This window comes from Undibacterium parvum (assembly GCF_003955735.1).
In the GTDB taxonomy this organism is placed as follows: domain Bacteria; phylum Pseudomonadota; class Gammaproteobacteria; order Burkholderiales; family Burkholderiaceae_D; genus Undibacterium; species Undibacterium parvum.
Genome location: NZ_CP034464.1, coordinates 2,536,355 through 2,562,010, shown reverse-complemented (window position 1 = coordinate 2,562,010; position 25,656 = coordinate 2,536,355). Strand labels below are relative to the sequence as shown.

Sequence of the window (25,656 nt, the reverse complement as noted above, 5' to 3'; positions counted from 1 at the left end):
ACTAAGCTGATCAATTACTCAAATAAACATAATGTCATAAAATGACAGCTTGTCACAACAAGGATTTTGCGGATACAATTGCAGCAGCCTGTAGCGCTACAAATTTCGCTGAGGTGTATTTTTAAAATTAGACTAGAGAATCAGTTATGACAGCCGACAAAAGATACCAGGAAGCCGCGCTTGCGCTTGCTTACAACCTGGATGATGCAATCAAAATCGGTGGTAATTACACGCCCTTGCTACAAGATGGAAATCACCTGTATGTCAGTGGCCAAGTCCCTAGAGTGGGTGAGGTGGTTTTGATCACAGGCGCAGTGGGCGCTGGCACCTCTTTGGCGCAAGCGCAATTGGGCGCCAAGATTTGTACCCTGCGTGCTTTAACGCTATTGCAACGTACGCTGGGAAGCCTGGAGCGTATCAAGACCATTCCACGCATCACCGTGTATGTGCAGTCGGCAGCAGATTTCACCCAGCAAAGTGAAGTGGCCGATGCGGCTTCTGAGCTCTTGCATTCGATCTTGGGAACGGCAGGCAGGCATAGCCGCAGCGCGGTCGGGGTTTTGCAATTGCCCAAAAATGCCTCGGTTGAAATCGATCTTATCGCCAGTATCGCCTAGTGTTTTAGCTTTTAGCCCTAAGCAAAAAAACCATCAAACTACATCTTGGAGTCAACATGAAATCATTAAAATTCGTATCCGTTCTCGTCAGCCTCGCCCTCATGGCAACCACAGTGCAGGCGCAAGAGAGCGGGACACTGAAGAAGATCAAGGACACAGGAACGATCACCTTGGGAGTCAGGGATTCATCCATCCCCTTTTCATTTCTCGATGACAAGCAAAACTACCAGGGATATTCCATCGATTTATGCCTCAAAGCAGTCACTTCGATACAAAAGCATCTGGGACTAACAAGCTTAAACGTTAAATTAAATCCAGTCACATCGGCCACCCGTATCCCGCTGATGGCGAACGGCACCATCGATTTAGAATGTGGTTCCACCAGCAATAATATGGAGCGGCAAAAGCAGGTGTCCTTTGCACCGACCACCTTCGTCACCGCGACCCGTATCGTGTCGAAAAAAACCTCCCACATCAAGGGCTTGGCAGATTTAAAGGGCAAGACCGTGGTGTGCACTGCGGGCGGCGCAGCGCACAAACAATTAAGCAGCCTAAATCTGGAGCAAGGCTTGGGTATCACGATAGTGGCGGGCAAAGATATTTCTGAGTCCTTCCTGATGGTGGAGACCGGTCGCGCGGTTGCTTTTTTAATGGATGATATTTTATTAGCCTCACTGGTAGCCAATACCAAGTCTCCCGCCGATTATGAGATCAGCAAAGAGGCCTTGTCAGTAGAGCCTTACGGCATCATGATGCGCAAAGACGATCCTGCATTCAAAGCGGTCGTAGATAAAGCCATCAGTACAGTTCTAAGCTCGGGTGATATCAATCGCATTTATAACAAATGGTTCTTGCAAGCGATTCCGCCTAAAGGTATTTCTCTCAATTGGCCTATGTCAGAGCAATTTAAGGCGGTGCTGGCCAAACCCACAGATTCTGGCGAACCTTCGACTTACGCGGCGGTACCAGAAGCGCAAAAAATACTTTTAAAGAAGAAAATATAGACGACATTTTTCGTAAAAAGAATGACTCCACAAAAGGAGTAAAGCAGATTCTCTGGCGGACCTAACTGCACAGCAGGTCCGCCAGCCAGTAGCGCTCACCAGTAGCACTCACAGCTCGGTACTGGCAATTACCTTTATGCGCTTTTTTACAAAGTGCAACATCCCCCCTTAGTCTTAGCGCTTCAGCATTTTATTCGCTGTTTCAAGCAATAATCTCCGGCGCATGCGACACTCTGGTTTGTGAACAAAAAATCATCAGCGCCGTTTGTGTATTGTCTTTTCGAGGATAAACTAATGACCAGCTTTTCAGGGACTTCAGCTCTCAGTATTTTTCCGCCGTCTAATCCTGTTGCACTAGCGTCTATCACAGCCGCGCAAGACGAAATAGCGACCGGTTTACAGGCGCGCAATGCGAGTATTTCACCCAAATATTTTTATGATGGCATAGGCTCACTGCTGTTTGAGGCCATTTGCGAACTGCCTGAGTACTATCCTAGCCGCACTGAAGCCGGTATATTTTCGCGACATATCTCGGAAATGGCGCAGGTTATAGGCAGCGCTAGCACTTTGATCGACCTGGGTGCCGGCAATTGCGCCAAAGCTGCCCGCCTATTTTCTCAACTGCATCCACAACAGTATGTGCCTGTGGATATTTCCGCCGGGCATTTAGAGGATGCGGTGCTGCGCTTGCAACAGCGCTTTCCCCACATAGAAATGACCGCCGTCGCTTTGGATTTTTCTGTACCCTGGCAATTGCCAGATGAGGTACGCGCCGATAAGCGCCTGTTTTTCTATCCTGGTTCATCGATAGGCAATTTTGATACCGAACATGCGCTACATTTTTTACGCCAGTTGCGTGCTGCTTGCAATGCGGATGGCGGCATCTTGATTGGCGTCGATCTGATCAAAGACAGTGCCTTGCTCGATGCGGCCTACGATGATGCACTGGGTGTCACCGCTGCATTTAATCTCAATGCCTTACGCCATATCAATCGGCTACTTGGCAGTGATTTTGAGGTGCGCGATTGGCAGCATCTAGGCTTTTTTAATCCCCAGTTATCACGCGTAGAAATGCACTTGCAGGCCAGACAGGATATCTGCGTGCGCTGGCCCGGCGGCGAGCGCCAGTTTGCCAAGGGCGAGCGAATACACACCGAAAATAGCTACAAATACACAGTCCCAAGCTTTCTGGCATTACTAGAACAGGCCGGTTTTGGCCAAGCCCGTCATTGGTCTGATCCTGCCAACTGGTTTTCTGTGATCCATGCGCGCGCACTCTAAGCGAACGCCTCATTTACCGGTTTAACTCGGAGGAATTTAAATTGGAAATCGCACGCGACATTGAAGTAAGCAAGATACCCGCAGAGACTAGTTTAATTGAGCGCTGGCGGCAGGTAAGAGCGCATTCCATCGCCATTGCCCAGACCTTGTCGGCCGAAGACTGCATGGCGCAATCTATGCCCGATGCCAGCCCGATTAAATGGCATCTGGCGCACACTAGCTGGTTTTTTGAAACCTTTGTGTTAGAAAAGTTAGAAGAATTCGAAAGCGAATTCATCGCTTTTGATCCTGCGTTTCGGGTCTTGTTTAACTCTTACTATAACGGCGTTGGAGAAAAACATCCGAGGCCACAACGCGGTTTACTAACGCGCCCGACTTTGGAGCAAGTACTCGCTTACCGAAAAAACGTCGATCAGCGTATCGCCAGACTATGGCAACAAGTTGTCGCGGCAAACGATACGGCGCAATTACAGCAACTCCAAACGCTGTTAGAACTCGGGCTGCAGCACGAGCAGCAGCACCAGGAATTGATGCTAACTGACATAAAACATTTATTCTGGTGCAATCCGCTGGCACCGGCGATGTTCAGTACGCCGATAGACGAGGCATACAGCAATCCGTCCCTCAGCTCTCACAGCAAGGCACTGCAATGGCAAACTTTCGATGCCCGCTTACTGGAAATTGGTCATCAAGGCGCTGGGTTTTTCTTCGATAATGAAGCCCCACGCCATCGTCAGTTTATCGAGGCTTTTGAGTTAGGCGACAGGCTAGTCAGTAATGGCGAGTACCTGGCCTTTATCGAAGCCGGTGGCTATCAAAATCCGGCACTATGGTTGTCCGAGGGCTGGGATTGGCGACAAAATCAGGCTTTGCAGCACCCACTCTACTGGCAGTTGCAGCAGCAACATTGGCGCGTGTTTACGCTACACGGTTGGCAAGCTTTAGATCTGGCGCAGCCGGTTTGTCATCTATCTTACTTCGAAGCCAGCGCCTTTGCCGTATGGGCGGGGGCGCGCCTTCCCACAGAATTTGAATGGGAATATGCGGCACAGCAGAGACCAGATATTGCAGACTGGTTTGCCCATTGCTGGCAATGGACCAGTAGCAGTTACGCTGCCTATCCTGGCTTTGCGATAGCACCCGGTGCGATAGGCGAATACAACGGCAAGTTCATGGCGAACCAGTACGTACTACGCGGCTCGTCTTGCTTTACGCCCGCAGGGCATAGCCGTCTGACTTACCGCAATTTTTTTCCCGCCACAGCACGCTGGCAAATGAGCGGACTACGTTTGGCCCGTTCGCTTTAATGACACAATTAATTTAGGAGAAAGCACATGCCGACAGCCACTTGGATGGGCAAGCTGATTGCAACAGCTCATGAAAATGAAGTGCAGATAGTGGAAAACAATGTGTATTTCCCTGCGCATTGCGTTAATTTTGAATATCTGCAAGCGAGCCCAACCCATAGCGACTGCGCCTGGAAAGGTCGGGCCAGTTATTACAGTTTGCTGGTGGATGGCCAGCGCAATGAAGATGCCGCCTGGTTTTATCCGGCCCCCAAGGAGGCAGCGAAACAAATCACGGGTTTCATCGCGTTTTGGCGCGGGGTAAAGATCGCACCCTAATTTTAGCCAAAATACAGCGTATCCCTCTGGAGAAATTTTGGGGCTAGGCCTAACAAGAATGCGCCTCACAGCCCGATATTGGTCTGCGAGGCGCATGGAATATGCGCAGACGGTTTTTAGAAGTTCCCTTTTTACGTTTGTGCCAAATCCACCCAGCGCCACATTAACAGCGCAGCAAGCGCGGCACAGCACGCCGAAAAACTAAAAGCAGCGAACGGCGAGACCGTCTGATACAGGTGACCAAACAGGATAGATGCAGGCAGCAGCATGATGCCTGTCGTCATATTGAACCAGCCAAACGCCGCACCTTGCAATCCCTCCGGCGCTAAGTCCGCGACCAGGGCTTTTTCCACGCCCTCGGTAGCGGCTAAAAATAGGCCATAAAAACCAAACAAGGCGTACAGCATGATCCCATGCGAACTCAATGAGCCCATCGCCAAATAAAACAGTGCGTACGCCAGGTAGCCAGCCAACAATAAGCGCAAGCGTCCGTAACGATCTGAGAGCGCCGACAAAGGCGCGGAAAACAGCATGGCGACCAAAGACACCGCGGCCCACAGCAAAGGAATCTGCGCCTGCGCAAGCCCGAGTTCTCTGGCACGCAAGAGCAAGAACATATTCGAGGAATTCCCCAGCGTAAACAGCGCCACCACGATCAGGTAGCGTTTAAACCGCGGCGGCATATTTTTTAGACGGCTATCAAATTTTTTCACCGTGATAGGTTTTTTTTCGGCAGGCTCATCTATCAACAGCGCAAATACCACGCAGAGTAAGGCCGGAACCAGGGTCCACAAAAAAATATCCCGGATTGCCATACCAGCCCCCAACAACAGGGCGGCCAGCAAAGGGCCGATCACCGCGCCGGCATTATCCATGGCGCGGTGCACGCCAAACGCCAGACCTCGACGTTCTGCCGCGACACTATTTGCCAGCAAGGCGTCCCGTGGAGAACTGCGCAAGCCCTTGCCCACCCTATCGGCAAAGCGGATCAGGAGTAAGCCATGCCAGCTCGTCACCAGCACCATCATCGGTCGGGCAAAGGCCGCCAGACTATAACCAAAAAGTATCCATGGTTTAGCGCGCCGGGTCTGGTCCACCACAATGCCCGAGAACAGTTTCAACAAACTGGCAGTGGCCTCGGCGATCCCCTCGATAATCCCCAGCGCGCGCGGGCCCGCCATCAAGACCGAGCTCAGATACAGGGGAATCAATGGATAGACCATTTCCGAAGCGGAGTCATTGACCAGACTAATCAGGCCGATGAGCCAGACCGTGCGCGGTAATTTTTTAAGGGCTGCCAGCATCCGAGTTCCCATTGTTGTAGAACCTACCGCCGAAATGACTGGCCCGTAGCGTCCGCGTCGATTGTCGAGTTAAATTTCATCAGAAGACGTGCAGAATTAATAGATATGAAACGAAAATTGTGACTGGAATGAGTACGCGATATTTTTCGGCAGCGTCACGTAAAACACGGTCATTCGTTTCACCTGTTCGCCAAATCAGGTTAAAAATATCTAGGACACCAAAAAAACCATACCGAAACCCCGCAGATAAAGCGTATATAACGACTATAAGTATCCATACATAAAACATGGGCATTACAAGCACACTCGTAAGTGGAAAAAATATGAAGAATTTAATTGGATATTTCCACGCTAATATCCAAGGAGCTGCTATCGCAGTACCCCCGGCGAATGCAGAAGCCATTACGGCTCCAAATATTCGTTCAATCGTTGATGGTGTTTCGTCGATACGCTTCATTTGAAATTTACCGCAAGGTATTTTGTGGCGGCTCTTTACGATAGGCGTCAAGCTCGCTCAGTTTAACGCCCTCGGGCGCATCGCTGTGCTTGGCATGGCCGATGCGTTGTGATCGGTAGATGCCGGTATGCCCGGAAAACAGGTAGCTCACGATGCAGGCTATCGCTGCAAACATGCCGACCTCCGCACCGAATAATTCCATCGCCATCAGCGTCGAGGCGATAGGCGTATTCGCTGCGCCGGAGAAAACCGCGACGAAGCCTATGCCCGCAAGTAAAGGGAATGGCAGATGGAGTAAAGGTGCCAACACATTGCCCAGAGTCGCACCGATGAAGAACAAGGGTGTTACCTCACCCCCTTTGAAGCCCGAGCCTAAGGACAGCACGGTAAACACTAGCTTGCCCAGAAAATCATAGCCCGCCAGTGGTTGCTGAAAGGCCTCGACGATAGTCGGAATCCCGAGACCAATATAGCGATCCGCACCCAGCAGCCATACCGCGCCGGCGATCACTATACCGCCCAGACAAGGGCGTAGCGGCGCGTAACTGATACGTTTTTTCATCCAGGCGCTGAGCGCATGGGTCGCCTCGGCAAATACCCTGCCAGTAAGACCAAAGATGGCGCCGGCGATCAGCGTGGCGGTCATTGCCCACGCCGTTAGATGGGGCACCAGCGGTATCGCATAATGGGTGTGCTGCACCCCCAGCAACTGGCCAATTTGTTCAGCGACGATGGCCGCCACCATACACGGCAGCAAGGCATCGTAGCGCATGCGTCCTATCGCCAACACTTCCAGCCCAAATATCGCGCCAGCCAAGGGGGTGCCAAATACCGAGGCAAATCCGGCACTGATCCCTGCCATCAAAATAATCCGTCTATCTTCATGTTTTAATTTGAAGATATGGGTAAGTTGGTCGGCCAGCGCCGCCCCCATTTGTACCGCAGTGCCTTCACGCCCGACCGACGCGCCAAATAAATGAGAAATAACGGTACCACCCAATACCAGCGGTGCCATACGTAGTGGGATCACTTTTTTGGGATCATGAATTTCGTCTATGAGCAGATTATTCCCTGCTTCTACTTGCGTGCCAAAACGCAGATAGAGCCAACCCACCACAAAACCAGCTATCGGTAGCAGCCAGATCAATTGTCTATGCGCAGTTCTGGTATTGGTCGCCCAATCCAGGCTAAACAGGAAAAAAGCCGAGGCAGAGCCGGCCAGAACGGCAATCAGGCTCGCCAGAAAAAGCCATCGCGCCAAGTAAAAAAATAAATTGAATAACTCAGTGCGAGTAGAATTTTTCATGCTTCTGTAAGGGAGATATGAACACAAAGCCAGAGGGACATAGTCGGAATCTACAGCCTAGCGCCTGCATAGAACGCAGGCATCATCAAACCAGAAGGCTGTAAAAAAGAAGTGTCTTATTTCTATGAAATTGTAACAGAGAACATTGCATATAAATACAGGACAATAAGCCTTAGCGAGTGCGCCTAACTTCTGAGGACTTAGCACAAACCGCTGCTTCTTCCCCCCGCAATCCAAGCTCATCAATGAGGAAGTTTCGCGCGTGAACTGCTGCTTCTGGCCAACAAACGGTGTAAGATTCAAATAAGCTTTGCGCGCATCTAGTCTTTTTTCATCCTTTTAATATCCACCTGGCTTTGATTTAGGAGTGAGCATGCTCGGCAATACCGACGTCTCTAAAGAAGCACTGTATCGCGCCATGGTGGAGTTGGCGCTCGATGCGCTGCTGGTATTGGAAGGCGCGGTCTTTGTGGACTGTAATTCTAGTGCTGAAAAATTATTTGGCGTCAGCCGCACGCAATTACTGGCCAGTACGCCTCTCGATTTTTCTGCCCCCCAACAGATAGATGGGCGAGACTCAAAAATTGCGGCAAATGAATACATCGCACTGGCGATGCAAGGCCAGACACAGCGGTTTGAATGGCTATCCCGCAAAGCCGACGGCAGTCTATTTATCTCTGAGGTCGGCATCAGTCGCCTCAATGATGATGGCACCGCGGAAACCCGCCGAGTGATACTGGTGGTGCGCGACATCTCCGAGCGTAAACGCATAGAAAACACAACTCGCATACAGAGTGAGCAATTGCAAATTTTGCTGGATAATTTTCCTGGCGGAGTGTCTTTGCTGGATGATAATTTGCGTATCGTCGCCTGGAATAATGCCTTACTCCACATGTTAGATTTACCGGCTGAATTGTTTAGCGCCGGACCGCCGCTAATTCAAGACGTCTTCATAGCCAACATCGCGCGCGGAGAATATACCGAATTCGGCGGCCAAACAGAAGCAGAAACTCTGGCGATTTTGATGGCAGTGGTACAGCGCATGCAGCCCTATCTTTACGAAAGGACCCGCCAGGATGGCACAGTTATCGAGGTACGCGGTGCGCCAATTGCCGGCGGCGGCTTTGTCACTATCTGTACCGATGTCACAGCCAAACGAAAAATAGAAAAAGAATATCAGCGACAATCGGTTTTTTTAAAGGCGGTATTGGCCAATATGCCGCAAGGCTTAAGCGTGTTCGACGAAGAGTTGCGGCTGCAAGTGTGGAACCAGGGCTTTCTCGATGTCTTGAATTATGAATCCTCAGCTATCTATCGCGGCGTTCCCTTCCGTGATCTGCTCGCCATTATGGCGCAACGCGGTGAATACGGCGAAGGAGACATGCAGCAGCAAGTAGAGAGCCGTCTGGCCTTAGCGATGCAGTTTCAAGCACATCAGTTCGAACGTACGCGCCCCAATGGACATACTCATTTAGTGCAGGGAAAACCTATTGATGAAGATGGCAAGATCAAGGGCTTCGTCACCACTTATACCGATATTACCAATCAAAAACAGGTAGAAATGGCGCTCTCTGCGGCGAATCTACAATTAGAAAAAAATGTCGCTGATAAGACCACCGAGTTACGCCATATTCAAGATGATTTAATCAAGAGTGAAAAGCTAGCGGCACTCGGCTCTTTAGTGGCAGGGGTGGCGCATGAACTCAATACACCGATAGGCAATAGCCTGCTAACTTCATCAACATTAAAGGAAAAAAGCCTGACCTTCGGCCGTTTAGTGAACGATGGCCTGGTCCGCAAATCAGATCTGGTCAACTTCGTTGACGACGCCGAGCAGGCAAGCATATTGATAGAGCGTGGCCTGCGCAGCGCCGCTGAGTTGATCAGTAGTTTCAAACAGGTAGCGGTAGATCAGGCCAGTTCTAAGCGGCGCGTATTTCAATTGGAAAAGGTATGCAAGGATGTGATCGCGACCATGGGATCGAAAATCCGCCAGGCCGGTATTCGGGTAGAACTCAACATTCCCATGCAGATAGAACTCGATAGCTACCCGGGGAGCATCGATCAAATCATTTGCAATTTAGTCGACAATGCCCTATTGCACGGACTGCATGGACAAGCCAACGGCAAGATCAGCATTGCGGCGAATATGACTGAGGCAGGCTTGGTGGCTATCAGTGTCAGCGACAATGGAGCAGGTATAGCAGCGGAAAATCTGCTACGTATTTTCGACCCATTTTTTACTACCAAACTAGGTCGTGGCGGCACCGGCTTGGGTCTGAACATCGTCTACAACATCGTCACCAAGCTACTAGGTGGGAAAATTACTGTGCACAGCGAAGCTGGCAAAGGAGTAAATTTTACTTTCACCTTACCAGTCATAGCCCCTGCTACAGACGCTACTTAGCTTGACTGGCCCTCAGCCATTTCAGCCGCACGTGAAGCGAGTACTGCTGCGATCACTTCCTGCGGCGCGATCACACCGTTTTTCCCTCTGAGTACGCCTTTGGAAGTGCCCTCGGCGATCAGTTTGTCGCCGATAGAAAAACGATGTGTCATGAAGAAAAATTTTTCATCCCAATGGGTTAATTCCATGGTCGCCTGAAAGCGTGTGAAGGCAGCTAAAGGCTTGCGGTAAGTCATCGTATGTTCACTCACCATAGGCATCCAGCCGCGCTGCCACATGACCTTGGCCAAACCGCTACGGATAAACATGTCGACCCGGCTTAAGTCGCATAGCGTCAGGTAACGCCCATTATTCACATGCATATTCAAATCAAGATCATTCGGAAAGGTCAATAGTGCCAGCGTACTGGTGGAGGGACCGATCGCCAATCTTGGACGAAAAAATGATGCGATCAATACGTATAAGAGTCTAAAGATAAGATTCATAAAAGTTCCTGGTTTTAGTGATTATTTGTCGATGTTTTGTTGTTGCAGTTGCAGAGTACTGGCCTGCGCAAACCGGCCAATCACAAAGCCAATAAAGGGGCGGTACAGCCATCTAAATACTCTGCCCGGCAAACCCACGCCACGCTCTTCGGCGTGTACCCTGGCTCTGGGATGCGCCATAAAACGATAGCCTACTGGCCGAAACGCCAGCGCGCTATCGAGAAACTCTAAGCCTTGAATATGCTTCACGCTTTTGTAGCCATAATGCGCAGGTGCGACTAGCCTTAACGGCGCACCATGCTCTATCCCTAAGGGTTCACCTTGCAAACGATCTGCCAGTAAAACATCGGCGGCCAGTAGATCCGCCAAAGGCAAGATAGAGCGATAGCCATCCGCGCCATGCATCACCACAAATTGAGTCTGGCGCTGTGAGTCCAATTTAGGCAACACCAGCTTTTGGTAAAACTCAGAGAGGCGCCAACCACTCCATGCCAAATCGGTTTGCGACCAGCTGGTCACACAGTGGAAATCCGAACACTGCTCTACCCGCACTAAGGCGTTTAAGTCATCCTCCAGTAAGAAGGGCGACAGACCATCACCGTACACGCGTATGGCAGCGATCTGTGTCAAGCGCGGCCAGCGTTTAGCGTAAGCTAGTAAACCAAAACGCGGAAAAGATCCCAATACAAATTGGCCGGGTGGTAAAGGCTTTGCGGCTGACTTCATTTAGTATTCCCGAATAACTATAGTGTGGGCAGAGTTCTAACCAAGACATCAAGCAATGCCGCATGCAACTGGTATCGCGCAGAGAATATTTTTCGCCCGGCTTGCCATTTTTTGCAGTATAGTTCAAATATGAACGTTATTGTTCAAATTTGAACTAAATAAATGAAAAAATCAAATCCCCCCAAAACGCTGTCATCACCGCATGGCACACAAGCCTGGCTGTCCACCATCCGCGCCTATAATTTATGTGAAGCCAGTCTCAGTGCACGCTTGGCACTACAAGGCTTGCGGGTAGGCGATCTGGAAGTGCTGGCAACGCTGGCGACCACACCGGGCATCAGTCAGATGGAACTCGCGGCACGCTGCTTTATCACTAAGAGTGCGGTTTCTATGTTGCTCGCGCAGATGGAGGCCGAAGGTCTGGTCAGCCGCGCGATCGACGATGTAGACACCAGGACTAAGCGACTGCTACTCACAGCCTCAGGTAAACAACTAGCGGCGCTCGCAATGCAAACGCAAGCCGAAGTGGTGGAGGTGATGGTGGAGGGGGTGTCCGACAGCGAGATCGCCATCATAGACAGAGTCATGCGTCAGGTCAGTGAACGTCTGGAAAATCTGATCGCCGCAGATAAAAAAATCGCCCTCTTGAAAGCTAAAATTTAAATTTCCAGCACTGAAGGATAGATTCTCCTTCCAATAATCAGCTGCCCCGGCTCTGTTAAAATGCTTAACCACTTTCTTTGAAACTCAGTATGAATCCGCATCCGCTTTCTACTTCCGCGCAGGGCCAGAACAATTTCTCGGTATTGACGCTGACCACACCGGTGGCGATGGGTTATATTCCGCTCGGCATGGTGTTTGGATTTTTATTTGTGCAGGCCGGTGCCGCCTGGTGGCTGGCCGTGCTGACTAGCCTATTCGTGTATGCCGGGGCCGCCCAGTACATGATGATACCTATGCTGGCGGCAGGCTTGCCACTGGCGACCATCGCGCTGGCGACCCTGATCGTGAATCTGAGACATATGTTTTATGGTCTGTCTTTACTGAATAAATTGCCGCAGAAAAAACTCTTGCGCTGGTATATGATTTTTGCCCTGACTGATGAAACCTATTCAGTCCTGACCACTTTACCGGTCGGCACCAGCGACAGGCAGATGGCGCTGCTGGCACTGCTGAATCAATCCTGGTGGGTCTTGGGTACGCTATTAGGCGCGCTCATAGGTGCGCAGGCGCAGATCACTTTGGCGGGTCTCGATTTTGTATTGGCGGCTTTGTTTGCGGTACTCACGGTAGAACAATGGCGCAGCAAGCAGAGCCCGGCGCCCTTGTGGGTGGCGCTGGCGGCCTACGCCGTGGCATATCTGCTGGCGCCCAAACATGCGCTGGTTATTTCCATCGCATTGAGCATCGTAGCTGGCCTATTCTGGCGCGCACCCCGGCCTGCCGCAGCTGCCGCAGCCACCAACGTGCAGGAGCCTAAGCAATGAACGATGCAAACTATGTTTTGGGCGTGATTGCCGCCATGGGATTAGTCACCTTCGCGCTACGTGCCCTACCTTTTGTGGCGGCGCGCTGGTTGAATAAACATCCTGTGGTGCAGCGTTTGGGGCAGTTTTTGCCGCTTGCCATCATGACGCTGTTGCTGGTCCATTCAGCCACCGGATCGGCACTCGAGCACGCGGGTCTGCCTTGGCCGGAACTACTTGCCATTAGCGTGACAGCACTGCTGCAATGGCGTAGTAAGAATGCGCTCTTGAGCATCCTGGTCGGCACCTGCCTGTATGTGCTGATCCGAAATCTAGGGCTACTCTGATATCAAGGGACTCAATACCGACATAAAAAAACCCAAGCGGACTTGGGTTTTTTTATTTTCGATAAATATCGAAGCAGATTTTACAGACGTTCAAAAATAACCGCGATACCCTGACCACCACCTATGCACATAGTCGCTAAGGCATACTTGCCGCCGGTGCGATGCAATTCATAGATCGCCTTAGTCGCAATGAAAGCGCCAGAACAGCCGACTGGATGGCCCAAGGCAATCGCGCCACCATTTGGATTGGTCTTGGCCGGATCTAAGCCCAGCGCCTTGTTCACTGCAATCGCTTGCGCGGCAAAGGCTTCATTGGCTTCGATCACGTCGATCTGATCGAGGCTCAGGCCCGCTTTTTTGAGTGCCAGTTTGGTGGCTGGAATCGGGCCTTCACCCATGATCTCATTCGGTACACCAGAGACCGCGTAGGAAACGATTCTCGCCATCGGTTTTTGGCCAGCCTTAGCTGCCACATCGGCTGCTGCCAACACAAAGAAAGCCGCGCCATCGTTAATGCCTGAGGCATTCCCGGCGGTGACGGTACCGTCCTTTTTAAAGGCCGGTTTCATCTTGGCCAAAGACTCCATCGTGGTATTGGCTTTGCCATGTTCATCGACTTCAAACACCACTTCACCTTTGCGGGTCTGCTGCACGATAGGCACGATTTGCGACTTGAAGCGTCCTTCGGCAATCGCCACTGCAGCACGGCGTTGTGATTCAACTGCGAAAGCATCTTGCTCTTCGCGTGAGATGTCCCACTTGGTAGCCAGGTTTTCTGCCGTGATACCCATGTGGCCAACGCCAAACGGATCGGTCAAGACCGCCACCATCATATCGATCGCCTTGGCGTCGCCCATGCGTGCGCCTGAACGCAAGGCTGGCATCATGTAAGAGCCGCGCGACATCACTTCAACGCCGCCACCGATACCATAATCAAAATCACCGAGCATGATGTTTTGCGCCGCAGTCACGATACCCTGCAGGCCAGAAGAACACAGACGGCTCACTTGCATCGCCACCGAATCCATAGGCAAACCAGCCTGAATAGAGGCCACGCGCGAGACATAGGCATAGCGCGCATCGGTAGGAATGCAGGTACCGACGATGGCGTTACCGATCAAGGCGGCATCCACACCTGAGCGTGCAATCGCTTCTTTCATCACGATACCGGCCAACTCGGCTGGCTCCATCGTCGACAGCGATCCACCGAAAGCACCAATAGCGGAGCGCACTGCGCTCAGAACGACGACATCTTTACTCATGAGACATTCCTTCAAAATGGGATTTACGCAAAATTGCTCTAGTCAGGCTTAAGGCCGCAGCGCGTATTTTAAACCGATAATGCGATATGGCGCGCAGCTATCCCGCTACCGGGCGCGTTTCCTGGTCTGGCCATGCACCTGCCCGCTCACGCATATTCCATGCGCCTCTCAGGGCATGCAGGCTGGAAAGGCGCATGGAATATGCGCAGTGGCGCGGGTGTTTTTAATTTTTCCAGACTTTTTGCGCGGACACACTGCTAAAATAGTCTATCCCCTTAGCCGCACTTAAAAATGACCACAGTCCCGATTACTACTAGCATAGATCTCGATCAACTCTGCATCGGTCTGTACGTGCATCTCGATTTAGCTTGGCTAGAACATTCGTTCGCCCGCAATAGTTTTAAAATTAAGAATCAGGCACAAATCGCGGCACTCCAACAATTAGGGCTGAGCAGCATACGAATTGAAGCGGCGCGTAGCGATTGCCCGCCCCTGGCAAAAAGCATTACTAGCGAGCTCGCGCCACCCAGCACAGAGCTCAGCCCTAGCGCTGAAGAGATCGCTTTAATCGAAAGCAAAAAAAACCGGGTAGAAAAGCTCAATGAAGAACGCGCGGCGATCGCCCGCTGTGAAAAAGAGTTCATCAAGACCGCCGCCGCCTTCAAAAATATCGCCAGCAAACTATTTTCCAGGCCGCAAGATGCCTGCCAGGATGCCGACCATTTAATCGGGCAAATGCAGGCTGCGCTGGTGGACGATATGAGCGTCGCGATCCATGTCATGAATGACAAAGTGGCGGGCGAAGACGCCTACTATCATTCACTCAATGTCTCGGTGTTGGCGATGATTTTGGGTAAAGAATTAGCCCTGCCAGCAGAAGACATTAAAGCCCTGGGCATAGGTTGCCTGTTCCACGACATAGGCAAGATAGAAATCCCGGATCGCATCGTCAATAAGCACAGCGAGCTCAGCCGCGCCGAACAAAACCTGCTGCAACAGCATTGTCAGTATGGCGTGACGATCGCCGAAAAAATGGGGCTCTCGAAAGCCGCCCGCGAGATCATTCTGCAACACCATGAATACGCCGACGGCAGCGGTTATCCGCAGCAACTACGGCTGGAGCGGATCGCGCGTTTGGCACGCATCGCCTGCATCATCAACGCCTACGATAAATTATGCAATCACCCAAATCCAGCCGAGAGTCTGACACCGTATGAAGCGCTGGCGTATATGTTTAAGCAGCAGCGCAAACTATACGACCCCGCCATACTGAATATGTTCATCCGTTGCATGGGCGTGTATCCGCCCGGCACGCTGGTGGAACTAAGCGATGGCACGCCCGGCATGGTAGTCTCGAATAGCGCCGGCATGCCTTTGCGCCCCAGCGTCTTGATCTACGACCCCAGCGTCCCCAAAGACGAAGCCATCATACTCAATCTCAGCGAAGAACCGGAACTGAGCATACGCGCCAGCCTGAAAGCCAAACAATTGCAGCCAGAAGTCTACGCCTACCTCAGCCCGCGCCAGCGCATGAGCTATTTTTTCGAGAGCAGTAAAAGCACTAGCCGCAAAAACTAAACTAGCCGCCCTGCCAACGCGCATATCCCATGCGGCTCGCAGGCCTATGTGCTTGAAGAAGCGCATGGGATATGCGTGTTGGCAGAGGTGCTTAAATTGATGACGATTTGAGGGTTTAGGGGGACTAAGGAATACTGAAATCTTGCGCGTTGACACGCCAATTGAGCGGTGTATTCAAATCCAGATTACCCGCTGCCAGCCATTTACGCGGCCCGTCTTGCACTCGGTCTATATTTCCCTTGTGTGCCTCCTCACTTTCCATAAACGCGACACGTTCGTCCATGAAGGCGGACAGATAGCTAACTTCATTCCCGCCCTGTGCTGGGGTGGGGGATTTTAAGATTGCTCTGGCACGAAATTTTTCCACTTCGTCCATCCCGTGCATAACTGCAGCGTCGTAATAAATGAATTGCCCAAGTGCGCGTAGGCCATCTTTTTTCCCCTCGCTTACCGATGGATTGAAATAGCTGTCATCGCGTTCCTTTATTTGTGCAGCTTGAAAAGCAGGCAGCGCGGCTTCACGTTTCCAGTCCGCCGGAAAATCAGGATCCAGCCTCTCATGTGACTCACTACCATTGACCAGCTCCAGCGCCGGTAAATAAGATGCGAGACCATTACCAGGATATTGGGCTGTGTATTTTTTCACGATAGCTAGCATGTCACCTGTACCAGAACAAAAGCCAATTATCCCGGCAGTGTAGCCACGCTCATCTTTGATGTCTTCTATGTATTCGAACCTGGTACGCCAGAGTAAAGTACTGTTTTCTGCCGCAGCTACAATTTGTTGAGCATGCTCTTTTTTAGTCGCCTCGTTGAGATCGACAGAGTTAGTCCTAAGTTTCCCCGCAAGTGCCTGCGCTTGTTGCGTGCCCTGTTCCGATACCGCCCCGCCGCCACAGGCAAGCAAAGCGCTCGCACTCAATAAGCTTAGGCTCAGGTTAAGAGCGACTTTCCTTAATTTTGTATTCATCAAACTATTCTCCTCTGGATAAATTTTCATCTTTGATTTATAAGATTTTTGATGGGAAATTTATCCCATCAAAATCTATCCTACCTATCCCATACTTGCCAGTCGATCCGGATATCTACTGATGTCTTTAGGTAAATCCACTTGTGAAAATTGAGCGATCGACTTGCACACACTAAGTGAAACAATTCTAGATTACCCATGCCAGCGCGCATATCCCATGCGGCTCGCAGGCCTATGTTGCGAATTCAAGTTCGAAATGCGACGGAATTAGGTGTTAAATTAAATAGTACTTCATGTGGCGTTTTGTAGCCTAAAGTTTTTCTGGGGCGATGATTCAGGCGGTCTTCAATGTGTTGAATGCGCGCCCTGGAAAGTGTCTTCAGACGCATTCTTTTTGGTATGTATTGACGGATCAAACCATTGGTATTTTCATTGCGGGAGCGCTGCCGAGGGCGACCAGGATCGGCAAAGAAGACCGGTAAGCCCATGTCTTTGAAGTGCGCAAATTCACAGCCATTATCTAAGGTCAGTGAAAGGCCGGGTAATCCATTGAGTTCCTTACCAACCGCAGCGGCAACAGTGATGGCCGTCTTTTGCAAGACGGGCGAGATTTTGGTGTACAAGCTTTTGCGTTCGACCAAGGTGAGTAGGCAGTGATGATGTGACTGTCCGCGGATGGTGTCGCCCTCCCAGTGACCGGCAATCTCTCTTGCCAGCGCGTCTTTGGGACGCTGTCGAATACTCTTGCGACCGGCCGGATAGCTAGATTTGGCGGGCTTCCAGACCTTGGCAAGCTGATAGCGACGTAATTTTTTATTCAAAGCACTCTTGGTACGCCGTATCCAGTTGTAGATCGTTTGATGACTGATAGACCAGTTCTCTTCGCTGCCAGCAATGCGCAAACGTGCGCTGATTTCGTCTGGAGACCATTCCTGATTTAATAAATGTCGCACCAGCGGCCAGATTTCTTTCGGTTTGGTTGGATGATTGGCCGCGCTTTTGGCAATACGTTTAAGCGTTCTTTCATTGGACGCGAGGGCGTTGTATTTTTGATTTACTTTGCCTCGCTTGATCTCGCGATAAATGGTTGAACGATCTACTCCAACTACTGTGGCAATCTTGCTTACGCTGGTTTTTGACGCTAGCAGGCGTTCAATTTGCGAGCGCTGTTTAGCTCTGAGGTGAGTAAATTCCATTGCGATTTCCTTGGGTTAAGAACAATACAAAGGTACTCCTGTAACGAGTAAAATCTTTGTATTTCTATCCTTATGCCGTCGCAATTCGAACTTTAATTCGCATATGTGCTTGGAGAGGCGCATGGAATATACGTGAGCGGGCAGGCCACCTTTGGATTTCTAACGTGGATCTGCGTTTCCGATCTTCGCTGTGGCTCTGCTGCTGAGGCACAATCACCGGCATCTTTACCTGCACGCCCTCGCTTATCGGTAAAACTACTTGGCGCACCGGGTAGAAATCTGGATTGCTGATTTTTTTCAAAACTTATACACTGCCTGGCAATCGCGCGTAGGCAGCTGTTAGCGCTCTGTTCCAAGTTCCCCGCGCTCCCCAAGACGCGGGTTTTTTTGTTGGCGCTACTTGGCTGCCGCAGGCATTTCCCGCAAGCGCGGGTTTAGGCTTATCATGCCTTGCTCTGCCCTACTCTGCCTGTTCCGTTTTGAAATTAAGGATATTTAGTGATCAGCCCTTCCCTTGCTTTACGCCGCAGCCAGTTAGCGGTGGCCACGCTGTTTTTGGTTCTGGGTTTTAATTTCAGTAGCTGGGCTTCACGCATCCCCGCTTTAAAAAACCAATTGGCTTTGAGCGCCGCCGAGGTCGGCGTGCTGCTGCTCGCGTGTGGCTTGGGTGCGGTATTTTCTTTTCCTGTCACGACCGTTTTGCTGCAGCGTCTGGGCTCACGCCGCCTGTGTATGCTGACTGGCGCTTTGCTGCCGCTACTACTGCTCAGCCTGGGCTTAGTCCAGAATTTGCAGATTGCGATGCTGGTGATGGCGCTAGAAGGGCTGGTGGTGAGTTGCTTGAATGTGGCAATGAATGCGCAAGGCGTCGCGGTGGAAACGCTGGGGCAGCGCGCCATCATGTCGCGCCTGCATGCGGTATTTAGTCTGGGCGGTTTGCTAGGCGCCTTGTTTGCCTCGGCGATCACTAGTTTTAGCGCTAGCCTGTTGCTGCATTTTGCGCTGTGCGCGGCTTTATTGTGGGCTGCGGTAATACTGGCGCTACCGTATTTGGTCGCAGATACCTTGCGTGCGCCTAACAAAGCGGTTTCTGAGACCAAAAGCGGCTGGCGCATCGCCTGGCCGAACACGCTGGCCTTGTGGTTGGGCGCTATCGTCATGTGCGGCACGGTAGTCGAAAATTCTATGTCAGATTGGTCGGCGCTGTATTTGAAAGAGGTGGTCAGGGTGGCCCCAGAATTAGCCCCCTTGGGCATCGCCTGCGTCTCTGGGGCGATGTTACTGGCACGCTGGTTTGGTGACGGCTGGCGCATGCGCTGGGGCGCGCAGCGCATGCTCACTATCGGTGGCGCATTAGCTGGTAGCGGGCTAGCCATGGCCTTGTTACTCGGCGGCCTGATCCCGGCCTTGCTCGGCTTTGCCCTGGTTGGTTTAGGGATAGCGGCAGTGTCGCCCTGTGTGTACACAGCGGCGGCCAAAAATGGCCCGGTGGCATTGGCATCGGTGACCACCATGGGTTCTATCGGCGGTCTGATGGGACCGCCGATGATCGGCTTTATCGCCCACGCCAGCAGTTTTTCCTGGGGCATGGCAGTGATTGCGCTGGCGGCATGGCTAGTCGCCGCCGGCACCTGCAAAGTACGCTGGGATTAAACCACCGGTTTATATGCGCAAACGGATGCCGGCTTTGGCAATTTTTTTCACCAGCAAAGCCAATACCAATGCAAAACCTAGCGCATACAGCACACCTGGCACGGGCTTATTGAGTATCGCTGGCAAGTTCAACTCCGCTAGCTGCAGCGCAGCACCGAGGATAAATGGGATCAGGTAAGCGATCAAAGGATTCGCGGCCACCGGCGCTAATAAGCGCGGCAAGACGGCGTGCCCAGCTACATCGATCCAGCGATACAGCGCGCAAAAAATCAAGACGCAGATCGCGGCACTGTATAAGACCCAACTCGGTGTCGCATAAATTTTAGAAATCTTATATTCAGGCCGCATCAGGGTAGCGAGCACAGCCAAACCTATGGCAAACACAATGGCAGCGGTAAAGCGTTGCCGATTATTTTTCTGTGCCGCCTGATTAAAAAATATTAACGCAGTAATGCAGCCGCACAAGACCAACGCCGTATGAGAAAAATGGCCAGGTTGGCTAAACAGGGCTGCTAACACAGGCTGCGCTGCGATCTCTGGCACAGCATGCGCAACAAAATAGGCGAGACACAGCGCAAGGCAAACAAACAGTAAAGGCAGGCGGCCACGGCATAGTTGAAAACAAATACAGGCGATCAGATACGCCCAACCGATCAAACCCAGAATACCCCACCATTGCGCAGTCATACCATCTTGCCCTTCAGCGCCGCCGTGATACAGCAGCGCCAGCACCAGCAATATGCCCATGCCCGCCACGCGCCACGGCATACTCAGTGCAGGCCCACCGCTGACACTGCCCCAGATCAAAAACGCTGCCAGATAACTAAGCAAGGCCCAGGCTGCGATTGGTAGCAACATGCTGGCACTGTGATAGCCATCCTCGGCATTGACCATAAACACGCCTATCACGACCAAACCCAAGGCACGTTGCAACACATGGCTTAGCCGCTGCCACCAACTGTCGCCTAAAGTCAGTCTTTGTTGCAAGGCGAAGGGAATCGACATACCGACAATAAATAAGAAAGCCGGGAAAACCGCATCGACAAAACTCATCGCATCGGCGTCGGCTGGCATGTGTTTCATCCAGCTCGGCAAGCCCTGCACGCCGCCCCACTGATTGACGATAATCATGACCAGTACCGTCAAGGCCCGAAACACGTCGATAGAACTGATACGCCCGCTGCGCAGTTGCAGCTTGGCGTGGTTGGATGATGCAACACTCATCGATATATCCTTCAATTTTGATAGCCAGCGCCTCGCGCTGGAAGTGCAAAAGCGCGCTCCTGATAAGGGCGCGCTTTTTAGAGATTTTTTAGCTTACGCCAAAAAAATAATGATAACCCGTTTAGTAATCGACACCAACTCTCACCCCATACACGCGTGGATCATTCCAGGTCGCTTTGACAAAACCGCCGCCGTCAGTTGCGGAATTTTTAGTCATGCTATTGGTCAGATTCAAGACATAGGCTTCCACATGCCAATTCTTAGGCGCGATCAGCTTGATTGAGGCATCGACCTTGGTGAAGGCCGCTTGCGCATCCGAGATATGTGAGTTATCCAGATTACGCAAAGTGAAGTACATCTTGTCTTGCCACTTCATAGAGATCCAGGGAACGATCACATAATTATTCTCAAGCACAAAGTTTTGCGAAAAATTCAAACCGAGAGTGTACTTAGGTGCCAACGGCAAGTGATTGCCAGTGATGTCATAAATCTGACGGCCAGCCAGATTGGCATTGGCGCCAGTGTAAGCCTCGGGACAAGGCGCGGCACCGGTCTCGGCACGTACACCGCAATTCCAGGTATCGCTATACGATGGATAGTCTTTGATCTTACTGTTAATGTAAGAGAAAGATCCGCCCAGGCGTGCGCCCTTCCATGGTTTGTAATCCATCTCCAACTCCAGACCTGGGATATCGACTACGCCTACGTTGGTGGTCTGCCATTTTTCGACGATGGCACAACCAGGCTTATCTGCAGGACAGGGTCCATCAGTAATGATACGACTGGCAAAATAATTGCCCGTCACTTGCATGTCCTTGTATTTGCTATAGAACAGGGTTGCCGCCAGACTCAGGCGATTTTCCAGAAATTTCCCTTTGTAACCTAGCTCTAAGTTGGTGACGGTCTCAGGCTTATACGGAAAGAAGCTGTACTGCGGGCCAACCGGACCGCTGACGCAAGTGTGTTCGCCACAGATATCATCCCTGTCGCCAAATCCTCCCGATTTATAACCGGTCGACAGCGAGATATAGACCATATCGTTAGGAGTAATCTGCGCCATCAGGCCAAGACGATAGGTGAAGTGCTTCCAACTTTCCGAGTGATCGTTTTGCGCCGGTGTTCCATAATTGGCATAAGCGCCGGTTCCTGCCAGCGGCCCCATACCTGTCGTCAAATCAGCAGCGTTATGGGCGCGGAAATTGGCATCGCCTGGCGTGCCAGGCTGATACAGATTATTGTAATACGCAGGATTGGAACCGTCCCAACCGCCGTACACGGTGCCACCTTTGTCAGCTTTGCTATCCCAGCTATAACGGCCCCCGATCGTTGCGGTCCATTTAGGAGCGAACTTCCAATCGGCCTGCGCATATAGAGCCTTGGCATCGATCTGGCGATCAGGCTGCTGATAGTACTGACTGGTAGGGAAGCCAAACGGCGCAGTGACCAATTGCTCTTGCGCGTAATTGATCTGATTTTTTTCGTGCATCCAGAATGCACCTGCCACGTACTGCAGCGTATCAAAATTTTGCTTGAATTGTAGTTCATGCACATCCGACACATACTTAGAATCTAAAGTGCGCGAGGTATTGTCGATGACTGGCCAGATCGCCTGATCACTGGCATCTGCAGCCACCGGCAATTGCGCGGTGACCTGACTGGCCAGCGGGTGATAACCGGCATCATCATCGCTTTGTTGTTTGCGTTGCTGTATCGCATGCGCAAAACCGTACTCTATCTTGCTATTTTTGTTGAGATTCCAGATCACATTGGAACGCAGGGTATCGATAGACATGTCTATCATGCCTGGCACATTGACTTTGGCATCCCATTTGCCACCAGTGCAGGCAAACCGTGTACCTGCGGCTTGATCACAGTCTTTTAAGCTGATGTCACCGGCACCCGAATTTTGAAATTTTTCGTAAGACAGTGTCCACTCCAGATCCTTGCTGACGGCCCAGCGTGCCGACAGGCGGCCAGCCCACTCATCCTTATTATTATAGAAATTGGCCTTATCGACTTTTCTGTTCTGGCGTTGATCTACATCCGGGATGCCATCGGCATGGAAACCGTGATCGGGATTATCCACATCAGTAAAATCCTGAGTTTGATTAATCCAGCCATCGCGTTTCACTTTCATAAAGGTGGCACGTAGCGCCAAACTGTCGTTGACGCCAATATTTTGAACTACATTAATCTGACGTTGATTATAGCTACCGATATCGAGTTCGGTACTGCCATAGCTGCTGCCAAACTCCGGTTTGGCAGGGATAATATTCACGCTGCCGGCAGTCGAATTACGACCAAACAAAGTACCTTGAGGGCCGCGCAAGACTTCGACCTGCTCCAGATCAAACATCAGCGCCATCGCGCCTTGTGGCCTTGGTGAATACAGGCCGCCTACATGTAAGCCAACGGCAGGATCACCGATCTCGGTAAAGTTATTTGAACTCACACCGCGGATTGCCATCTGCACACCTGAATCGGCACCAGTGGAGATTTGTAAATTCGGCACAGATCCCGAGAGTCCACGCACATCGGTAATGCCAGAACGCGTCAGGCTTTCTTGTGTGATAGCGGTCACGGCTACCGGGGTTTGCAACAGAGATGTCGAATGGCGGGTAGCACTCACCTGCACTTCGGCAATTTGTTCTTTATTCGCATCGCTGTTCTTGGCAGCTTCTTGCGTCCAGGCTGGCATGGCAAGCAAGCCACAGGCACTCGCGACAGCGACACTCATCAGTGTTTTTTTTGTCCTCAGATGTAACATTGTCTCTCCTAAACTCTCATTAATTATGCTGGACCTTGGCGCTGTCTTGCAAAATACAGCGCACGCCATTTTTAAATTGCAGCTTTTTTTGATATTCAACTTTTGATACTGATTTTGAAAACTAGTGATGCATCGTTTGCTCAGCTTTAGTGCTAGCAATTTGCCTCAACTCGCAATTTATCTATTGCAGCCCGCAGCGACAATCCAGACTTCTACCCTGATCTATGAGTAAATCTACTTACTTAACACTTATTTTGATGCTTTCGCGAAATTTTTATGCCATAAATTTCGCGCCTGTGGCCGCAAACTCAGAGGGAAATGAGTAAATCTACTTAGACACTAAGGTAGATCTCTGGATTGTCACTAAGCGCGCTGCACTTTAGACTCAGTACCAGCCTCATTGTGGTGTGCACGCATCAAATCAAGCGAGATGCCTGCTACAGACATTACGCAGACATTGCGCAGACATTAATGAGTGCCCTAAAAATAGAATAGACTAGCCACCAAAATGGGCTAAAAAAAACCAGCCAGGAGACAGCATGATTTGCAGCCCTAAGAACATCAAAAAATTAAGTAAACCCGGCAAGCTGAAACTATTTCTGCTTAGCTTAACACTCGCGTTGACAGCGCCAGCGCTGCAAGCAAGCGAACTCAATATCTGGGTCATGGCAACGACCGAACAACAACAGAGCGACATGAAAGAGTTGCTGCGTCCCTACCTGGCGAAAAACCCCAGCCTGCGTGTCAATGTCACGGTTTTGCAATGGGAATCAGCATGGACCAAGATAACGGCAGCGGCAGCTTCTGGCCAGGGGCCGGACTTATTAGAGCTAGGCACCACCTGGGTCGCCGCGATTTCATCCATGGGTGCACTAGAACAAATCAGTGATGCACAACAAGCCAGCGTCGGCGGCGCCAAAGCCTTTTTCCCGGCGGTGTGGAGTTCCACTCACCGTTACGACGAGCAAAAAATCTACGCTATCCCTTGGTATGCAGAGGCGCGCGCTGCGTTTTATCGCACCGATGTGTTTAAAGCTGCCGGCATTAATCCCAGAGATGCCTTTGCTAACTGGGGCAGTTTTAAACAAGCCATGCAAAAAATCAATGGCCAGGTGATCAATGGGAAAAAAATCGCGGCACTCGGCTACCCTGGCAAAAATGATATGAGCGTAGTGCACAATCTGGCGCCATGGATCTGGAATGCTGGTGGTGATTTACTCAGCGCTGACAAGAAAAAATCCACCATCAATTCGCCAGAAGCCTTGCAAGCGATCAATTACTACACCAGCTTTGCGGTCGAAGGTCTGGTACCTATGGCGTCTTTAGAAAAAGATTCGGCACAGATAGATACCGGTTTTTTTAATGGTCAATACGCGGTTATTTTTACCGGGCCGTGGATACTCAAGCCTTTAAGCACGCCAAAATCCAAAGGCGGGCAATTAGAAAGTGTCACCGCAAATAATTTTTCGGTAGCACCCTATCCTGCCGGACTAAAAGGACAGCAAACCTTTTTTGCAGGCTCTGATCTGGCCATCATGAAATCATCCAAGAACAAAGAAGAATCATGGAAGTTACTGAGCTATCTGGTCAGCCGTGAAGCGCAAGTCAATTACACCAAAATGTCATGGATGCTGCCTACCCGCATCGATGCGGCCTATGACCCCTCGTTGATGGCGAACCTACACTACGCCGAATTCGTTGGTCAGATTAAGAATGGTCGCCACTACCCGTCAATCTCGGCCTGGGGCCCGCTGGAGTCTGTCTATCTAAAAAATATAGGCAGCATGTTTGATATCGTGGCCGGTGTCAAAGGCAAATACTCCAATCTCGCCATCAAACAAGCCCTAGATGCGACTGCCAAAGAAGCCAACGAAGTGCTGGCGGAATTGCAGTAGTCACAGCGTCGCAAGCCTAACAAATAAATAGCGCGGCTGCCGTGACTATAGAGTCGCGCACTCGATTTGCCGCAGTGACGCTGCAC

22 protein-coding genes are annotated in these 25,656 nt (G+C 51.1%); 12 read left to right on the top strand and 10 right to left on the bottom strand.

The features are described from left to right. The first annotated feature begins 146 nt into the window (after positions 1-146). The 5 genes from EJN92_RS11180 (at position 147) to EJN92_RS11160 (ending at position 4,527) form a co-directional block, all read left to right on the top strand. Positions 147-617 (top strand): RidA family protein, encoded by a 471-nt coding sequence (locus EJN92_RS11180; protein ID WP_126127897.1) that lies wholly within the window; start codon positions 147-149, stop codon positions 615-617. A gap of 56 nt (positions 618-673) precedes the next feature. Further along, positions 674-1,621, top strand: coding sequence for an amino acid ABC transporter substrate-binding protein (locus EJN92_RS11175; protein WP_126127896.1), 948 nt, complete (start codon positions 674-676; stop codon positions 1,619-1,621). Positions 1,622-1,915: 294 nt separating this feature from the next. Continuing rightward, on the top strand, positions 1,916-2,902 hold the full coding sequence (gene egtD, locus EJN92_RS11170) for an L-histidine N(alpha)-methyltransferase (RefSeq protein WP_126127895.1): 987 nt from the start codon (positions 1,916-1,918) through the stop codon (positions 2,900-2,902). A gap of 41 nt (positions 2,903-2,943) precedes the next feature. Continuing rightward, positions 2,944-4,209, top strand: coding sequence for an ergothioneine biosynthesis protein EgtB (gene egtB, locus EJN92_RS11165; RefSeq protein WP_227869515.1), 1,266 nt, complete (start codon positions 2,944-2,946; stop codon positions 4,207-4,209). A 27-nt stretch (positions 4,210-4,236) separates the two neighbouring features. After that, the gene (locus EJN92_RS11160; RefSeq protein ID WP_126127894.1) at positions 4,237-4,527 is read left to right on the top strand and encodes a DUF427 domain-containing protein; all 291 of its coding nucleotides are present in this window, start codon (positions 4,237-4,239) and stop codon (positions 4,525-4,527) included. 131 nt (positions 4,528-4,658) lie between these two features. Here EJN92_RS11160 and EJN92_RS11155 read toward each other — a convergent pair whose 3' ends face one another. From EJN92_RS11155 to EJN92_RS11145, 3 genes are all read right to left on the bottom strand, one after another. Beyond that, entirely contained in the window at positions 4,659-5,831 is a 1,173-nt protein-coding gene (locus EJN92_RS11155) for an MFS transporter (RefSeq protein ID WP_126127893.1), read from the bottom strand. Between the two features lie 79 nt (positions 5,832-5,910). After that, the gene (locus tag EJN92_RS11150; RefSeq protein WP_126127892.1) at positions 5,911-6,288 is read right to left on the bottom strand and encodes a hypothetical protein; all 378 of its coding nucleotides are present in this window, start codon (positions 6,286-6,288) and stop codon (positions 5,911-5,913) included. 7 nt (positions 6,289-6,295) lie between these two features. Continuing rightward, complete coding sequence (locus tag EJN92_RS11145) at positions 6,296-7,594, bottom strand: voltage-gated chloride channel family protein (RefSeq protein WP_126127891.1); 1,299 nt, start codon at positions 7,592-7,594, stop codon at positions 6,296-6,298. Positions 7,595-7,967: 373 nt separating this feature from the next. On the opposite strand from EJN92_RS11145, the gene EJN92_RS11140 reads away from it, so the two are divergent. Next, positions 7,968-10,001, top strand: a complete 2,034-nt coding sequence (locus EJN92_RS11140) for a PAS-domain containing protein (protein ID WP_126127890.1) — start codon at positions 7,968-7,970, stop codon at positions 9,999-10,001. On the opposite strand, the gene EJN92_RS11135 is transcribed toward EJN92_RS11140, so the two are convergent. After that, complete coding sequence (locus tag EJN92_RS11135) at positions 9,998-10,486, bottom strand: acyl-CoA thioesterase (protein ID WP_126127889.1); 489 nt, start codon at positions 10,484-10,486, stop codon at positions 9,998-10,000. The genes EJN92_RS11140 and EJN92_RS11135 overlap by 4 nt on opposite strands. A gap of 21 nt (positions 10,487-10,507) precedes the next feature. Next, complete coding sequence (locus EJN92_RS11130; RefSeq protein ID WP_126127888.1) at positions 10,508-11,212, bottom strand: molybdopterin-dependent oxidoreductase; 705 nt, start codon at positions 11,210-11,212, stop codon at positions 10,508-10,510. 162 nt (positions 11,213-11,374) lie between these two features. On the opposite strand from EJN92_RS11130, the gene EJN92_RS11125 reads away from it, so the two are divergent. From EJN92_RS11125 to EJN92_RS11115, 3 genes are all read left to right on the top strand, one after another. Beyond that, the gene (locus EJN92_RS11125; RefSeq protein WP_126127887.1) at positions 11,375-11,875 is read left to right on the top strand and encodes a MarR family winged helix-turn-helix transcriptional regulator; all 501 of its coding nucleotides are present in this window, start codon (positions 11,375-11,377) and stop codon (positions 11,873-11,875) included. An 89-nt stretch (positions 11,876-11,964) separates the two neighbouring features. Continuing rightward, the gene (locus tag EJN92_RS11120; protein WP_126127886.1) at positions 11,965-12,699 is read left to right on the top strand and encodes an AzlC family ABC transporter permease; all 735 of its coding nucleotides are present in this window, start codon (positions 11,965-11,967) and stop codon (positions 12,697-12,699) included. Beyond that, positions 12,696-13,025: a branched-chain amino acid transporter permease gene (locus EJN92_RS11115; protein WP_126127885.1), complete on the top strand. Its 330-nt coding sequence runs from the start codon at positions 12,696-12,698 to the stop codon at positions 13,023-13,025. The genes EJN92_RS11120 and EJN92_RS11115 overlap by 4 nt, the downstream gene beginning before the upstream one ends. 80 nt (positions 13,026-13,105) lie before the next feature. Here EJN92_RS11115 and EJN92_RS11110 read toward each other — a convergent pair whose 3' ends face one another. Next, positions 13,106-14,287 carry an acetyl-CoA C-acyltransferase family protein gene (locus EJN92_RS11110; protein ID WP_126127884.1) on the bottom strand — a complete coding sequence of 394 codons (1,182 nt, stop codon included), beginning with the start codon at positions 14,285-14,287 and terminating at the stop codon, positions 13,106-13,108. A gap of 291 nt (positions 14,288-14,578) precedes the next feature. Here EJN92_RS11110 and EJN92_RS11105 point away from each other — a divergent pair, with 291 nt between their 5' ends. Continuing rightward, positions 14,579-15,865, top strand: a complete 1,287-nt coding sequence (locus tag EJN92_RS11105) for an HD-GYP domain-containing protein (protein ID WP_126127883.1) — start codon at positions 14,579-14,581, stop codon at positions 15,863-15,865. A 124-nt stretch (positions 15,866-15,989) separates the two neighbouring features. Here the strand turns inward: EJN92_RS11105 and EJN92_RS11100 are convergent, their stop codons facing one another. Both EJN92_RS11100 and EJN92_RS11095 read right to left on the bottom strand, forming a co-directional pair. Beyond that, a complete protein-coding gene (locus tag EJN92_RS11100) occupies positions 15,990-16,835 on the bottom strand; it encodes a chitosanase (protein ID WP_126129885.1) in 846 nt (281 codons plus the stop codon). A 245-nt stretch (positions 16,836-17,080) separates the two neighbouring features. After that, positions 17,081-18,031 (bottom strand): IS30 family transposase, encoded by a 951-nt coding sequence (locus tag EJN92_RS11095; RefSeq protein WP_126127584.1) that lies wholly within the window; start codon positions 18,029-18,031, stop codon positions 17,081-17,083. Positions 18,032-18,529: 498 nt separating this feature from the next. On the opposite strand from EJN92_RS11095, the gene EJN92_RS11090 reads away from it, so the two are divergent. Further along, entirely contained in the window at positions 18,530-19,684 is a 1,155-nt protein-coding gene (locus tag EJN92_RS11090) for an MFS transporter (RefSeq protein WP_126127882.1), read from the top strand. A gap of 9 nt (positions 19,685-19,693) precedes the next feature. On the opposite strand, the gene EJN92_RS11085 is transcribed toward EJN92_RS11090, so the two are convergent. Continuing rightward, on the bottom strand, positions 19,694-20,908 hold the full coding sequence (locus EJN92_RS11085; protein WP_126127881.1) for a DUF5009 domain-containing protein: 1,215 nt from the start codon (positions 20,906-20,908) through the stop codon (positions 19,694-19,696). Between the two features lie 121 nt (positions 20,909-21,029). After that, positions 21,030-23,645: a TonB-dependent receptor gene (locus tag EJN92_RS11080; RefSeq protein ID WP_126127880.1), complete on the bottom strand. Its 2,616-nt coding sequence runs from the start codon at positions 23,643-23,645 to the stop codon at positions 21,030-21,032. A 569-nt stretch (positions 23,646-24,214) separates the two neighbouring features. Here EJN92_RS11080 and EJN92_RS11075 point away from each other — a divergent pair. Next, positions 24,215-25,570, top strand: a complete 1,356-nt coding sequence (locus tag EJN92_RS11075) for a sugar ABC transporter substrate-binding protein (protein ID WP_126127879.1) — start codon at positions 24,215-24,217, stop codon at positions 25,568-25,570. Positions 25,571-25,656: the final 86 nt, after the last annotated feature.